A 14,410-nucleotide genomic window follows, 5' to 3' on the forward strand; every position below is an offset into this window, starting at 1 on the left:
CTGACCCTTATTCCGCGGCGACCGTTTCGGCTTCGAGCCGCTCGTCCTCGAGCTGCTTCAATGCGCGGCGGTAATCGGTTGGCATGACTTTGACGAATTTGGCGAGGCTGGCATCCCAGTCCTCCAGCAGCTCGGCTGCCTTGGCAGAGCCGGTATGCAACTTGTGCCGTTCGACCAGAATTCTCAGCCGCTCGGCATCGTGGCGCAGCATGTCGCCCATGCCGAAATCATGTATGCTGGCAGAGCGCTGGCGCGGTCGGCCTGTGCCTTCATCGGCATCGGGTTCGCCCGTGATCCGTTCCAGTTCAACCTGGGCCGGATTGACGAGGTCCGCAAAGCTGCCGTTCTCGTCCAGTACATAAGCGATCCCGCCGCTCATCCCGGCAGCGAAATTGCGCCCGGTTTTGCCCAGCACCACCACTACGCCGCCAGTCATATATTCGCAGCAGTGATCCCCTGCGCCCTCGACCACTGCGAGGGCCCCTGAATTGCGCACCGCAAACCGTTCGCCGGCAACGCCCTGGAAATAGGCTTCGCCTGCGATTGCGCCGTAAAGCACGGTGTTGCCGACGATAATGTTCTCCGCCGGTGCGCGATCGACGCCATGGGGTTGCTTGACGATGATCCGGCCCCCGCTCAGGCCCTTGCCGACATAGTCATTGGCATCGCCTGTCAGATCGAGCGTAACGCCGTGGGCGAGCCAGGCGGCAAAGCTCTGGCCGGCGACCCCGGTCAGGTTGATGCGGATCGTATCGGGCTTGAGCCCGGCATGGCCGTAAGCTTTGGCGATTTCGCCCGACAGCATGGTGCCGACGGTGCGGTTTACATTGCGGATCTCACGATCGAGCACGACTGGTTCGCCATCGCGGATAGCAGGCTGGCATGCCTTGATCAGTTCGACATCCATGGCCGCGTCGAGCCCGTGATCCTGCACTTCTGTATGGTGGAGCGAAGCACCCTCGGGCAAATCGACTTCGTGAAGCAGGCGCGACAGGTCGACCCCGTTGGCTTTCCAGTGGCGATGGACCCGGCGCATATCGAGCTTGTCGACCCGGCCGACCATTTCTTCGACTGTGCGGAAGCCCATTTCCGCCATGATCTGGCGCAGTTCCTCGGCCACGAAGAAGAAGTAATTGATCACATGCTCGGGTGTGCCGGTGAAGCGTTTGCGCAATTCCGGATCCTGTGTCGCCACGCCAACCGGGCAAGTGTTGAGATGGCACTTGCGCATCATGATACAGCCTGCGGCGATCAACGGGGCCGTGGCAAAGCCGAATTCATCCGCGCCCAGCAAAGCACCAATGGCAACGTCGCGACCGGTGCGCAGGCCGCCATCGACCTGCACGGCAATGCGGCTGCGCAAATCGTTGAGCAGTAATGTCTGTTGTGTTTCGGCAAGGCCGATTTCCCATGGGGAACCGGCATGCGTCAGGCTGGTCAGCGGCGACGCGCCGGTCCCGCCCTCATAACCCGAAATTGTGACATGGTCAGCGCGTGCTTTGGAGACGCCGGCAGCGACCGTTCCCACGCCCACTTCGGACACCAGCTTGACCGAGATACGGCTGTCCGGTTGCACATTCTTGAGGTCGTGGATCAGCTGCGCGAGATCTTCGATCGAATAGATATCATGGTGCGGTGGTGGAGAAATCAGGCCGACACCCGGGGTCGAATGGCGCACGGCGCCGATGCGCTTGTCGACCTTGTGGCCGGGCAACTGGCCACCCTCGCCGGGCTTTGCGCCCTGCGCCATCTTGATCTGGATATCGTCTGAATTGACGAGGTATTCCGTGGTCACTCCGAAGCGACCAGAGGCGACCTGCTTGATCCGGCTACGCATGGAATCGCCATTGTCCAGCGGCGTGAAACGGGCGGGTTCTTCCCCGCCTTCGCCGGTGTTGGAGCGGCCACCGATGCGGTTCATGGCGATCGCCAGAGTTGAATGCGCTTCGTGGCTGATCGAGCCAAAGCTCATCGCACCGGTGCTGAAACGCTTGACGATTTCTGCCGCCGGCTCGACCTCGTCGAGCGCGATCGGCTGTTCGGCTTTTTCCAGTTCCATCAGCCCGCGAATGGTCAGCAGACGTTCGGACTGTTCGTTCACGCTTTTCGCAAATTCATCGTAATTCTTGGCATCATTGCCGCGCACGGCATGCTGCAGGGCGGCGACATTGGTCGGCGTCCAGGCGTGATCCTCACCGCGCAGGCGGTATTGGTAAATGCCGCCGATATCCAGCATCTCGCGGTGGATCGGATCATTGCCATAGGCAATTTCGTGGCGGCGCACGGCTTCTTCGGCCACTTCGGCCAGGCCGATTCCCTCAATGGTGGTGGCCGTGCCCTTGAAATAGTTTGTGATGAAATCAGTCGACAGGCCGACAGCATCGAAAATCTGCGCTCCGCAGTAAGACTGGTAAGTGCTGATCCCCATCTTGGACATGACCTTGCGGATGCCCTTGCCGACGGCTTTGATGTAGTTCGCCTGGACTTCTTCGGCGGCCAGATTGGTCAGCTTGCGCTGGCGCAAATCTTCCAGCGTTTCGAAGGCGACATAGGGGTTGATCGCTTCCGCGCCATAGCCTGCGAGCACGCAATAATGATGCACCTCGCGCGCTTCGCCGGTTTCGATCACCAGCCCGGTTTGCATCCGCAGTCCCTGACGCACCAGATGATGATGCACGGCTGCGGTGGCGAGCAAGGCGGGGATCGGTATACGATCTTCATTCTGGGCCCGGTCGGACAGGATCAGGATATTGTGATCGAGCAGCACCGCCTCGGTCGCGGCCCAACACATTTCCTTGAGCGCGATCTCCAGCCCTTCGGCCCCGGTCGAGGCATCCCAGGTGATGTCGACCGTTTCTGTGCGAAACGCGCCGTCGAGTGACGTCTCGACCGATCGGATCTTGGCCAGGTCTTCATTGGTCAGGATCGGCTGGCTGACTTCGAGCCGCTTGTGCGTACCCGGATCACGGCCCAGCAAGTTGGGGCGCGGGCCGATCATCGACAGCAGGCTCATCACCAGTTCTTCGCGGATCGGATCGATCGGCGGGTTGGTGACCTGCGCGAAGTTCTGCTTGAAATAGTCGTAGAGCAAGCGGCTCTTCTGCGAGAGGACCGCAATCGGTGTGTCGGTGCCCATGGACCCGAGCGGATCGTCGCCCTTGGTCGCCATCGGTTCGAGGAAGCGGGTGATGTCTTCCTGCGTATAGCCGAACGCTTGCTGCGCCTGGAGCAGCGTGGGCGTCTCCATGTTCTCGTCTTGCGGGAGTTCCTCGAATTCCGGATCGACCACCTCGAGGTCTTCCAGCTTGTACTGCGCGGTGTCGAGCCAGTCGGCATAGGGCTCTTCAGCAGAGAGCTGCGCTTTCAGCTCGGCATCCTCGATGATGCAACCTTCTTCAAGATCGATCAGCAGCATCTTGCCCGGCTGGAGGCGCCATTTGCGGGTGATGTCTTCCTCGGCAAAAGGCAGCACGCCGCTTTCGGACGCGAGGCAGATCAGATCATCCTTGGTGACACAAAAACGGGCCGGGCGCAGGCCGTTGCGGTCCAGCGTCGCGCCGATCTGGCGGCCATCGGTAAAGGCCACAGCGGCCGGGCCATCCCATGGCTCCATCAGCGCGGCATGATACTCGTAAAATGCGCGGCGGCTCGGCTCCATCAGCGGGTTCTGCGCCCATGCTTCGGGCATCAGCATCATCATCGCATGGGCGAGGCTGTATCCGCCCGCCAGCAGCAGCTCGAGCGCGTTGTCGAGGCAGGCCGTATCGGACTGGCCGTGCGGGATCAGCGGCCACATCTTGTCGAGGTCCGGACCCAGCAGCTCGCTTTCCATCGTGCGGCGGCGGGCGTTCATCCAGTTCACATTGCCGCGAACGGTGTTGATTTCCCCGTTATGCGCCATGAAGCGATAGGGGTGGGCGAGCCGCCAGCTGGGGAAAGTGTTGGTCGAAAAGCGTTGGTGCACCAGCCCGAGCGCAGACTGGCAATCCGGATCACGCAAATCATCATAAAACGAACCAACCTGGTTCGCCAAAAGCAAGCCTTTGTACACGATGGTTCGCGAGGAGAAGCTGGGCATATAGCTTTCGGCCAGTGCCGGCATGACCAGTTTCTGGGCCTGTTTCTTAAGCGGGTTGAGCGTCTGCTTGCGAATCACCACCAGCTTGCGCTCGAACGCGTCCTGGTCCGCGCAATTCGCGCCGCGCCCGACAATGCATTGGCGGATCACCGGCATCGAATCGATCACGGCCTTGCCCAGCCCGTCCATGGTCAGTGGCACATCGCGCCAGCCGATCACGGTCTGGCCTTCCTTGGCGACGAATTTTTCCAGCTGCGCGGTGACAAAATCGCGCGCGTCTTCGTCTTGCGGCAGGAAGCACATGGCAACCGCATAATCACCCGGCTGAGGCAGGGTTACCGCGTTCGCATCGGCCCATTTGCGCAGCAACGGATCGGGAATTTGCAGAAGGATTCCAGCACCATCGCCCAGCAGCGGATCGGCGCCAACGGCACCGCGATGGTCGATATTTTCAAGGATCTGCAGCGCTTGCTGCACGATGTCATGGCTCCGCTCACCCTTGATATGCGCCACAAAGCCGACGCCGCAGGCGTCATGTTCATTGCGCGGATCGTAGAGGCCCTGCGAAGCGGGGTAAGCCATAGTTCCATTCCTGTCAGATGCCGCGCGCACCCTTCCCTGCGGGGCGCGGCAATGAAGCACGCGTCTCGACGGCTTGGCCGGACCGAAACTTTCGCGAAGCCTCCTTTTGCAGACAGGATATGTTTATTGCAAGTGCGAAGGATGCAAGAAACTCTTCACCCCAAGCAAGAACGCCCCGCCGGTGAGGGCGGGGCGCTTGCTAGAGTGATGATTCCGTAAAGGAATGAATACGGATGCGTAGCTCGTCTCAGGCGGCGCCGCTCATCCGTTGCAGCTTCTCGAGTGCGTCGCGCAGGGCCTGTTCGGTTTCGGCCGGGTCGCTTGCCACTTGGCCCGGTGCTGTCGAGGGAGCCGCTGCGAATCCGGCTTTGCGGTCTTGTGCATCGGCGGGTGCATCGAAGAGGCGGCCCTCGGCAGGAGGAGCGAACGGGTCGCTTGCAACAGGTGAGGCTGCCGGAATTGCCGGTGCATCCTGGCCGGGGAAGACCACAACAGCTTCGGGCCCCTGGCCTCCAGCCTCAGGTGTGTCATCCTCGATCCGGACAGTTTCCTGCCGGTTCGCGGACAAGGCGTGTTTCATTTCGAGCAGTGAGCTGAAATCGTCTTCCTGCTCGCTTTCGTCTTCCCCTTCGGGCTCATGGATCTCAACCGCATCGGGAGTGAAAACCTGGCGTGGTTGCTCAGCCGACCCGGTCTCCGCAACGGGCTGTTCCGGTGGTGCGAAAGGCGCAGTCTCGCCGCTCTGCTGTTTGAACAGCCGACCCAGATCACCTGCACCAAGCTCAAGTTCGTCGATGGAATCTTCGGGCTCGTCATCTTCCATGCCAGCCAGATCAAGCGGGCGTAGGGCGCTGGGCACCAGTTCTGCCTCGGGCTGATCCTGGCTGCTGTCTGGCGCATAAGCTGCGAACGTGGGCGCGGCCTCGGGCGCTGCTGGCGATTCTTGCACGGCAGCGGCTTCGACGAAGCTTGGCCCTGCCGGCATGTTGTCCAATGGCTCGGCTACAACGGGAGTGTCTTCGACTGCATCCTGCGCAGCAAACCCTTCTTCGGCCTCGGCATCGACCTTGGCAGCTGCAGGTGCTTCCTCGGTATTGCGCTTGAAAACCAGTGGTGTGGCCTGTTCGGCCGCGCGGGCTTCGGATTTGATCTGCATCGACCGCGCGAAGCGTTCCACCAACTCCGACATCGTCAGCCCGGCCAGCGGTGCGGCAGCGGGCTGCGCCGGTGCTGATTCAACCGGTGCTGCCGCGACCGGAGCGGCTTCATAAGTGGCTTCAACCGCTTCCGGTTCGATTTGATCCGCTTCCACCGCATCGGGGTTCTCTGCCCGGTCTGCGAAGGGATTATAGGCCATGGCGCCAGTGTCCTCGGGGCTTTCGCCTTTGGCTTCGTTCATCGGAACGTCCTCGGTCGTCGGCGTTGCTTCGATCCCGGCATCATCAGAAGCCGACATGAAGGGTTGCGCGCGTCCGAACACTTGTCGTGGAGCGTCCATCTCGGCTTCCTTATGAAAGTCTATGCTGGGCTGTGGGGCCCGCGATTCACCGTCTTCGGAAGGAGAATCGGTGCCGACGGTAAGAGCAGACAGATCAATCCCGGCTGGTTCAGCAGAGCTATCGTCGGCCACAACCGGCTCAATTTCGTGATCGGCGTCGTCGCGGGCTTCCTCTGCAAGCAGATCGAGCGGCTCGTCCTGCGCTTCGGCGACGAATTCTTCGCCCGGAACCGGCACGGCTTCGAGATATTCGCTGCGACCGGCTTCTTCAGTCACAGAAAGGGCGCGGCGACGGCCAGGGATATTGCCCTGCTCGCTGGACGCATCATCAATAGTGTCGCTCCCGGCATCCCATTCGTCTTCTACCGGGCCAAGGCCCTCTTCGCCCAGCTCACGCGTGGCGAAAATCGGCTTCTTGGCCGGTGCGTCAGGGTGCTTGTCAGCCGCATTGCGCGATGGCGTGCGCTTGCGCGGGGTTTCGTCAGCCTGGCTGGTGACAATCTTGCGGGCGATAAACATCCCGCCAGCGCCGCCGATCACGGCTGCAACCAGCGCAATCAGCAACCGTGCGGTAAAGCCGATCGGCGGTGCCGCGGAACTGATGATCGCGGGCAGCCCGAGAGCGACGACGATTTTCTCGATCAGGATCGTTGGCAAGACCATGCTGCCAATCCCGAACAGGGCGGCAAACCATAGCGCGACGATGACCGGGAATACCGGGTGTGCGCTGATCGGGGGTTTGCCCCCAGCCTTGCGCTTGTCCGTTTGTACCATGGTCCTGCTTTCCATCCCTGTTGTTTCGGTCGGTCCAGGCCTGATGCTGCGCCTATGCAGCTTCGGGGACTGGTCCATTCGGCACATTGGCTAGCAAATGATGGTAAACGCTTTGATAACGATGAATGTTGCGGGCCCAGTCATGCTGCTGGGAAACATGGCTGGCGGCGCGCTGACGGATCGCATCCCAACCCTCGCGATGGCTGGCGAGGCTGGCGAGTGAATCGGCGATGGCCTGGGGTTCGTCAGGGGCAAACAGGGCTCCGGTCACCCCGTCTTGGATCAGTTCACGATGGCCGCCAACATCTGATGCGGCAACCAGTCGCTGCTGCGCCATGGCTTCCAATGGTTTGAGCGGCGTGACCAGGTCCGTCAGGCGGCTTTGCTTGCGCGGATAGGCCAGGATGTCGACCAGTGAATAGTACCGCTCGACCTGGTCGTGGGGCACACGGCCGGTGAAATGGATGGCACTGGTGGCCCCGCTCGCTGCGGCCTGCTCTTGCAAGGCTCGCTCCATCGGCCCGCCACCTACCAGCAGCAATTGCGCACCCGGCTGCTCCATGCGTAACAGCGGCATGGCGGCGATCAGATCGTCGAGCCCTTCGTAATCATAGAAGCTGCCGATAAACCCGATCACCGGGCCACTGGCGATTCCCAGCTGGTCGGCCAGAACCTGGTCACGGGCAATGGGTTCACCAAAGACGGACATATCCACCCCGTTGGGCGAAATGCCGATCTTGCCGGCAGGGAAACCGCGGGAAACGAGATCGTCACGCAGTCCCTCGCAAATGGTGAAAACCGCATCGGCACGATCGACCACGCGGTTTTCCAGCGCGCGGGTCAGGCGGTATTTGAAAGAGCCTTCAGTGCCGGTGCCGTTGCCGACAGCGGCATCTTCCCAGAAGGCACGAATTTCATAGACCACAGGAATGCCCAGCTTTTCGCCGGCGCGCACCGCAGCCATGCCGCACAAAGCGGGCGAATGGGCGTGCAACACGTCGGGGCGCCATTCGGCAGCGATAGCTTCAATAGCGGCCTGAAGCCGGGCGATCTCGCGCATTTCGCGCACCGCCGGCGGGCCTGAAGCGGCCCCGCGCGTGCGATGGAATGTCAGGCCTTCGGCATCCTCGCGGTCCGGCCCGTCGGCGTTATGACGCAGGCCGGTGATGCCGCGCACTTCGATCCCTGCCGCCTCCTGTGCTTTCAGGATGGCGCGGGTGCGGAAGGTATAGCCGCTATGCAGCGGCAGCGAGTGGTCGAGAACATGGAGCACGCGTGTCATGCCGGCCCCTTTAGGCCATACGTGCTTAACGCCGCGTCAACTCGCTGCTGCTAGTCGCGGGTTACACGTGCAAATGGTTGGACGTGTTGCAGCAGGACCAGACTCGTCGCGCCATGATTGATATGTTCACCCTTCTGCTGGTGCATGGCCTGCTGGCGCTGGCGGGCCTGCGCCTGCTGTCGCGTCAAGATCTGGACAGCGAAGAAATCGGCACTGAAGAGCAGGCCTTGCCCGACGGTGAGGCTGGACCGGACGCATGACGGACCTGTTCTTCCTCGGCTTTGTCGGCCTGTTCCTGGCCTTCGGCCTCAAGCGCCCGTTTCTATGGGTGCTGACTTATCTCTATATTGATGTTCTCGCTCCGCAGAAAATCGCTTTCGGCTTCTTCAGCACCATCCCGATTTCACTGGTGGCCTTTTGTGCGGCCTTTGGCGGCTGGCTGATGACCGACAGCAAGAAGAACCTGCGCTTTACCCTGCGGCAGGGGCTGCTGTTGTTCCTGCTGGTCTGGTGCTTCTACACCTTGCAGGGCTCCGCCTTTCCGGAGCCTGCGGGAACCAAGTGGGACTGGGTCTGGAAGGCACTGTTCTTCGCGATATTCCTGCCCTTCACACTTACGACCCGGTTGCGGATGGAGGCAGCCGCGCTGGTCATGGTGCTCAGCGTTGGCGCGATCATCATTTCGGGCGGTCTCAAGACTGTGACCGGGGGCGGGGGCTATGGCGTCTTGTCCCTGTTCGTGAACGACAATAGCGGCATCTATGAAAGCTCCACCCTATCGACTGTCGCCGTCGGCATCATCCCGCTGATTATCTGGTTCACCCGCCATGGCACGATCTTCGTGCCGGACTGGCGGGTAAAACTGTTCGCATACTGCCTGATCTTTGCCTGCCTTCTGATCCCGGTCGGGACAGTCGCGCGAACCGGACTGGTCTGCATTGCAGTGTTGATGGTGCTGCTGCTGCGCGAAGTGAAGAACCGCGCGGCCTTTATCATCGCAGGGGCGGCCTTGGGCGTGATGGCGCTGCCCTTTGTCCCGCCCAGCTATTATGAACGCATGTCGACGATCGGAAGTGCTGACGGTGACGAAAGCGCATCGACCCGTATCGCGGTATGGGAATGGACGCTCGACTACGTCGCCGAGAATCCCTCGGGTGGTGGCTTCGACGCTTTCCGTGCCAACAAGTTCACCTATCGCATGCCGGTCCGCACGGGCGAGGGCAATATGACCTCGGTCCGCTACGAGACTGTGACCGACGAAGCGCGCGCCTATCACTCCGCCTTCTTCGAGGTTTTGGGTGAACAGGGATATCCGGGCTTCATCGCGTGGATCTGGCTGCAGGCGCTGGGCATCTGGCAGATGGAGAAAATCCGCCGCCGCTGGCGCAAGAAGACCGGCGATGGCGAGCAATGGCAGGCACCCTTGGCTAGCGCACTGCAATATGCGCATTTGATCTACCTGGTCGGGGCGCTGTTCCAGGGCATTGCCTACCAGCCTTTCGTGATGATGCTGATCGGCTTGCAGATCGCGCTCTATTCCTATTGCCAGCAGCTCGATTCGCCCGGCAAAGTGCCGATTGGTGCGCGTTTGAAGGGACCTGCTGCCACGCCGATCCAGGGCCAGACCTAGCCTGACGTAGCGGCAGGTTGGTGGGCAGCGTGCTGCGCATTGCGCTCCCCCGATCTATCCGCCATGAACGCCTGCAAGCAGCGCGCCTCACAGGGAGTCGCGCATGAACAGCTAGCAGGAGAGGCGCATGACACCGCAAGAGCTCGCAGCAAAAACCGGCGAGAACATCGGCACCAGTGAATGGGTCGAAATGACCCAGGACAAGGTCAACATGTTCGCCGACGCGACCGGCGATCACCAGTTCATCCATATCGACGAGGAAAAAGCCAAGATGACGCCGTTTGGCGGCACGATCGTGCATGGCTTCATGACCTTGTCGATGATCCCATATCTCAGCGCCAATTCCGACATGCCGAAGATTGATGGCGTGAAGATGGGCGTAAATTACGGCGGCAATAAAACGCGGTTCATCGCCCCGGTTCGTGTTGGTAAGCGCATTCGCGGCCATTGGAAGCTCGTCGAAATGATCGAGAAGCGTCCGGGCCAGTGGCAGCAGACCGCTGAAATCACGATCGAGATCGAGGGCGAGGACAAGCCCGCGCTGATGTGTGAGTGGATCACGCAGTTCTTCGTGTAATTTCCCCTCCCCAGGGACAATTCCGAACCACATTATTCCAAGGAGTTCGCCATGCGCGACGCAGTCATCGTTTCCACCGCCCGTACCGGTATGGGCAAAGCCTATAAGGGCGCATTCAATTCCACGCCGGGCGCTACGCTTGGGTCCTACGCGCTGGCTCCTGCGATCGAGCGTGCCGGCATCGAAGCCGGTGAAGTCGATGACGTGTTGTGGGGTTCTGCCCTGCAACAGGGCACCCAGGGTGGCAATCTCGCGCGCCAGGTTGCCCTGCGCGCCGGCTGCCCGATCACTACCAGCGGCATGACAATTGATCGCCAGTGCTCTTCGGGCCTGATGTCGATTGCAACCGCTTCCAAGCAGGTCGTGATGGACCGGATGGATGTGGTTGCCGCAGGCGGTCAGGAATCGATCAGCCTGGTACAGACGCCCGAAATGCGCGTCGCCCCGGACAAGTCGCTCGTCGCCATGCACGGCGCGATTTACATGCCGATGCTGCAAACCGCAGAAACCGTTGCCCAGCGTTACGGCATCAGCCGCGAAGCGCAGGACGAATACGGCCTCCAGTCGCAGCAGCGCACTGCCGCCGCACAGGAAGCGGGCCTGTTCGATGACGAGATCGTTTCCGTCACCACCACCCACATGGTGAAGGACAAGGAAAGCGGCGAGGTTTCCGAACAGGAAGTCACTATCGCCAAGGATGAGGGCAATCGCCCCTCGACCACGCTGGAAGGCCTTCAGGGCCTGCAGCCGGTGCTCGGCCCGGGCACTACGATCACAGCCGGCAATGCCAGCCAGCTGTCTGACGGCTCGGCTGCTGTTGTCGTCATGGAGGCTGCCGTTGCCGCGAAGAAGGGGCTGACTCCGCTCGGCCGCTATGTCGGCATGGCCGTGGCTGGCACGGAGCCTGACGAGATGGGTATCGGCCCGGTCTATGCGATCCCGAAACTGCTCAAGCGTTTCGACCTGACCATGGACGATATCGGCCTGTGGGAACTGAACGAAGCCTTCGCTGTGCAGGTGCTTTACTGCCGCGACAAGCTGGGCATCGATAACGACAAGCTCAACGTCAATGGCGGCTCGATCTCGATCGGCCACCCGTACGGCATGACCGGCGCACGCTGCACCGGCCACGCACTGCTGGAAGGCAAGCGCCGCGGTGCCAAATATGCTGTCGTCACCATGTGTGTCGGCGGCGGCATGGGCGCAGCAGGTCTGTTCGAGATCTTCTGATGCGCCTGACGCGTCCTCGGATCGAGCCGGTCGATCTTGATCGGCTCGACGAGACGCAGCGTGAGGCCCTGGCCCCCTTTACCGATCCTTCCAACAAGGTCGGCGGGGGCAGGGTTCTCAATATTTTCCGCACTCTGGTCCGCGCGCCCAAGGCGATGGCGGGCTTCCTTGCGTGGGGGAACTATATCCTCTCGCGCCGCAACGCCCTGCCCGAGCGGGAGCGCGAAATGGTGATCCTGCGCACCGGCTGGAATTGCAAATCGGGCTATGAATTCGCCCAGCATACCCGGATCGGCAAGGCGTGCGGCCTAACCCCGGACGAGATCGAGCGGATCAAGCAGGGGCCGGATGCGCCAGGCTGGACGACGCTGGAAGGTGCAATGTTGCGCGCGAGCGACGAACTGGTCGCCAACCATTTTGTGTCGGATGCGACCTGGGCTCAGCTGGAGGAGCTAGGCGACAAGGGACGGATGGACCTGGTCTTTACCGTCGGCCAGTACACCCAGGTTTCGATGATGCTGAACAGCTTCGGCATCCAGCTGGAAGACGGCGACGAGGCTGATCCCGATCTGAAGGCCTGACTGGCGCAAGGGCGACCGCCCGCCCGAGCCGATGCGAGGAAAGCCAAAGATGCGGATGCATCTGCCGGCGTTTGAGGCTAACACGGGCTCATGGGGATCATGGAAATCATCGGGATCGCGGGAAGCGTCAGCCTGTTGGCGGGCTGGCGGCTCTATTTGTGCATTTTCGGCACCGGGCTGGCTATGCGACTGGGCGCACTGCCTTTGCCCGAACATCTGGAAAGCCTGACCGTCCTCGCCAATCCGTGGGTGATGGGGATTGCCGCGATCGCCGCGCTGGCGGAGTTCTTCGCCGACAAGGTGATGTGGCTCGATTCCCTCTGGGACACGATCCACACCGCGATCCGCCCCGTCGGCGGGGCGCTGTTGGCACTGGCGATTGTCGATCCGTCCGATCCGGCCATGCAGGTGATTGCCTTCATCCTGGGCGGGGGCGCTTCTTTCGTGGCCCATGGCGGCAAGGCGAGCGCGCGCGCCGTGGTCAATGCCAGCCCCGAACCGGTCAGTAATGTTGCAGTGTCTACGGTCGAGGATGTGGCAACCGCCGGGCTGCTCTACACTGCCTATGAATACCCGCTCGCGGCAGGCGGCGTGGCCCTGGTGCTGCTCGGCCTGGTCATCGCGCTGCTGCTATGGGCACGGCGGGTGATCAAGCGAATCTTCGTGCGCTCGCCCAAGGTTGAACGACCACCAAACTAGCTCTTGCTAGCCGTGTGCCGCCACAAACTCTTCCACCACCGGTGCCACCTTGTCGCGCCAGCGGCTGCCGTTGAAGATGCCGTAATGGCCGGCGCCTTCGGCCATGTAATAGCGCTTCTTGTCGTCCTTCAGGCCGGTCGCCAGCTTCAGAGCCGCCTTGGTCTGGCCGAGGCCTGAAATATCGTCGCGTTCGCCTTCGATGGCGAGCAGGGCTGTATTGGTTATCTGGGTCAGGTCGACCACTTCGCCCTTATGCTCGAACGTGCCGTTGGGGATCGAGTGTTTCTGGAACACTTCCTCGACCGTTTGCAGGTAAAACTCCGCCGTCATGTCGCACACGGCGCGATATTCGTCGTAGAAATCCTTGGTCGCTTGCGCGCTGGCATCGTCACCGGCGGTCAGGTGTTTGAACATCTCGTAATGGCTCATCATGTGGCTTTGCAGGTTCATGCTTATGAACGCGGAAAGCTGCATGAAACCGGGATAGACCTTCCGCCCCGCGCCGCGATATTTCATCGGCACTGAGGTGATCACGTTCTGTCGGAACCATTGGATCGGGCGGTTCATGGCATGATCATTGACCGTGGTCGGGCTTTCGCGCGTATCGATCGGGCCGCCCATCATGGTCAGCGTCGCCGGGGCTGCCGGTGATTTATGCTGGTTCAGCAGCGCGGTTGCTGCAAAGGCGGGCACCGACGGCTGGCACACCGCCATCATGTGCGGGCGTTGGCCGGGATTGACCCCTTCGATATATTCGAGGAATTCCATCAGGTAATCGATGTAATCGTCGAGATCGAAGCTCCCTTCGTGCACCGGCACCGTCGCGGCATCGGCCCAGTCGGTAATGTAAACCTCGTATTGCTGGAGCATCCGCTCGACCGTACCGCGCAGCAGCGTGGCGTAGTGTCCGCTCATCGGTGCGGCGATCAGGAGCTTCGGGCGGGTATCGTCGACACCATCGAGGCGGAAGCGCTTGAGGTCGCCAAACGGGCGATTGACCACGGTAGCTTCGATCACAGGATAGAGTTGGCCGTCGATATCGACTTCGGTGATGCCAAAGGCCGGTTTGCCGTAATCGGCCGTCGCGTGGGCAAGAACGTCGAGCGCGTTTGCCGCCATCGGCATTACGCCCATTTTCGCAAACGGATTGGCCGGATTGGAAATCAGCGAGGCGTTGATCGACGCCCACGAGCTGACGGAATTCATCCAGCTGCGCTGCATTTCATAGGCGTGATAAAGCAAAATATGTCCCCTGCTTGAGCTCTTGCCAGCCCTTGATTTCGGCCTGTGTGACCACAATCTAGCTATTGTGCAATGCACAAAACCTGAATTCGCCGCTGATGTGTGGATTTTGTGACGCGGGGGAGCTAGGCGCGGGCGCTCATGGCTGACATCGAGACCACTGCAGAAGAACGCCGCCTGTTCGAAGGCGAGCCCGACGAAGGTGCGGAACCCAAGCGCCGCTCGCTCGGGCCGCTC

The 14,410-nt window shown here is 61.3% G+C and carries 10 protein-coding genes; 6 read left to right on the plus strand and 4 right to left on the minus strand.

Features of this window, described 5'->3' with window-relative positions; translation table 11 throughout:
• Positions 1-7: 7 nt before the first annotated feature.
• The 3 genes from gltB to ABD653_RS10295 all read right to left on the minus strand — a co-directional run bounded on the left by gltB (position 8) and on the right by ABD653_RS10295 (position 8,214).
• A complete protein-coding gene (gene gltB / locus ABD653_RS10285; RefSeq protein WP_160778594.1) occupies positions 8-4,660 on the minus strand; it encodes a glutamate synthase large subunit in 4,653 nt (1,550 codons plus the stop codon).
• Between the two features lie 247 nt (positions 4,661-4,907).
• Positions 4,908-6,932: a hypothetical protein gene (locus ABD653_RS10290; protein WP_160778595.1), complete on the minus strand. Its 2,025-nt coding sequence runs from the start codon at positions 6,930-6,932 to the stop codon at positions 4,908-4,910.
• A gap of 52 nt (positions 6,933-6,984) precedes the next feature.
• Entirely contained in the window at positions 6,985-8,214 is a 1,230-nt protein-coding gene (locus ABD653_RS10295; RefSeq protein WP_160778596.1) for a TIGR04063 family PEP-CTERM/XrtA system glycosyltransferase, read from the minus strand.
• Between the two features lie 113 nt (positions 8,215-8,327).
• Between ABD653_RS10295 and ABD653_RS10300 the strand changes: the two genes are divergently transcribed.
• From ABD653_RS10300 to ABD653_RS10325, 6 genes are all read left to right on the plus strand, one after another.
• Positions 8,328-8,474 carry a hypothetical protein gene (locus ABD653_RS10300; protein ID WP_199801087.1) on the plus strand — a complete coding sequence of 49 codons (147 nt, stop codon included), beginning with the start codon at positions 8,328-8,330 and terminating at the stop codon, positions 8,472-8,474.
• Positions 8,471-9,844: a putative O-glycosylation ligase, exosortase A system-associated gene (locus tag ABD653_RS10305; protein ID WP_160778597.1), complete on the plus strand. Its 1,374-nt coding sequence runs from the start codon at positions 8,471-8,473 to the stop codon at positions 9,842-9,844. The genes ABD653_RS10300 and ABD653_RS10305 overlap by 4 nt, the downstream gene beginning before the upstream one ends.
• 127 nt (positions 9,845-9,971) lie before the next feature.
• A complete protein-coding gene (locus tag ABD653_RS10310; RefSeq protein WP_160778598.1) occupies positions 9,972-10,421 on the plus strand; it encodes a MaoC family dehydratase in 450 nt (149 codons plus the stop codon).
• A gap of 51 nt (positions 10,422-10,472) precedes the next feature.
• The gene (locus tag ABD653_RS10315) at positions 10,473-11,651 is read left to right on the plus strand and encodes an acetyl-CoA C-acyltransferase (protein ID WP_160778599.1); all 1,179 of its coding nucleotides are present in this window, start codon (positions 10,473-10,475) and stop codon (positions 11,649-11,651) included.
• A complete protein-coding gene (locus ABD653_RS10320) occupies positions 11,651-12,232 on the plus strand; it encodes a carboxymuconolactone decarboxylase family protein (RefSeq protein ID WP_160778600.1) in 582 nt (193 codons plus the stop codon). Before ABD653_RS10315 ends, ABD653_RS10320 begins: the two co-directional genes overlap by 1 nt.
• Positions 12,233-12,322: 90 nt before the next feature.
• Positions 12,323-12,931: a DUF4126 domain-containing protein gene (locus ABD653_RS10325; protein WP_160778601.1), complete on the plus strand. Its 609-nt coding sequence runs from the start codon at positions 12,323-12,325 to the stop codon at positions 12,929-12,931.
• A gap of 6 nt (positions 12,932-12,937) precedes the next feature.
• On the opposite strand, the gene ABD653_RS10330 is transcribed toward ABD653_RS10325, so the two are convergent.
• Entirely contained in the window at positions 12,938-14,173 is a 1,236-nt protein-coding gene (locus tag ABD653_RS10330) for a polyhydroxyalkanoate depolymerase (protein WP_160778602.1), read from the minus strand.
• Between the last annotated feature and the right edge of the window lie 237 nt (positions 14,174-14,410).

This window comes from Parerythrobacter jejuensis (assembly GCF_039536765.1).
Taxonomy (GTDB): Bacteria; Pseudomonadota; Alphaproteobacteria; order Sphingomonadales; family Sphingomonadaceae; genus Parerythrobacter; species Parerythrobacter jejuensis.

Bases quoted from the DNA above. Each gene is read 5' to 3' on its own strand.
- ABD653_RS10295 (WP_160778596.1), bottom strand. From the start codon at position 8,214: ATGACACGCGTGCTCCATGTTCTCGACCACTCGCTGCCGCTGCATAGC.
- ABD653_RS10290 (WP_160778595.1), bottom strand. From the start codon at position 6,932: ATGGTACAAACGGACAAGCGCAAGGCTGGGGGCAAACCCCCGATCAGC.
- ABD653_RS10325 (WP_160778601.1), top strand. From the start codon at position 12,323: ATGGGGATCATGGAAATCATCGGGATCGCGGGAAGCGTCAGCCTGTTG.
- ABD653_RS10310 (WP_160778598.1), top strand. From the start codon at position 9,972: ATGACACCGCAAGAGCTCGCAGCAAAAACCGGCGAGAACATCGGCACC.
- ABD653_RS10320 (WP_160778600.1), top strand. From the start codon at position 11,651: ATGCGCCTGACGCGTCCTCGGATCGAGCCGGTCGATCTTGATCGGCTC.
- ABD653_RS10315 (WP_160778599.1), top strand. From the start codon at position 10,473: ATGCGCGACGCAGTCATCGTTTCCACCGCCCGTACCGGTATGGGCAAA.
- ABD653_RS10305 (WP_160778597.1), top strand. From the start codon at position 8,471: ATGACGGACCTGTTCTTCCTCGGCTTTGTCGGCCTGTTCCTGGCCTTC.
- gltB (WP_160778594.1), bottom strand. From the start codon at position 4,660: ATGGCTTACCCCGCTTCGCAGGGCCTCTACGATCCGCGCAATGAACAT.
- ABD653_RS10300 (WP_199801087.1), top strand. From the start codon at position 8,328: ATGATTGATATGTTCACCCTTCTGCTGGTGCATGGCCTGCTGGCGCTG.